Annotated in this window: 1 protein-coding gene; it reads left to right on the top strand. The window is 54.6% G+C overall.

Annotated elements, in window-relative coordinates; genetic code table 11:
• Positions 1 to 227 (top strand): hypothetical protein (locus tag AF337_RS44220; RefSeq protein ID WP_210168045.1); only part of this gene is annotated, 227 nt, incomplete at both ends.

Raw genomic sequence — 227 nt, 5'->3', positions numbered from 1 at the left:
CATTCGTGCTGTCGAGAACAGCGAAGCCTTCACCATCTACCTCGATAACCTGGAAGAGCCGTATAGCTTGCGGCACGACGAACATTTTCCTGCGTTCGATGGCCCCGGCTACGAGGAAGTAATCGAGTTCGACGAACCAGAAGAATGGGATGAGGTCGAGTTCGTTTTCGACGGTTGCCCCGACGGATATGTCATCGTTGTCTTCAGGCTGAAAGGGCGGCCTGTCC

Origin of the sequence: Rhizobium ecuadorense (assembly GCF_001187535.1) — a bacterium.
Taxonomy (GTDB): Bacteria; Pseudomonadota; Alphaproteobacteria; order Rhizobiales; family Rhizobiaceae; genus Rhizobium; species Rhizobium ecuadorense.
Note: the sequence above shows the minus strand (reverse complement) of the source record. Positions and strands in the feature narration are given on the sequence as shown.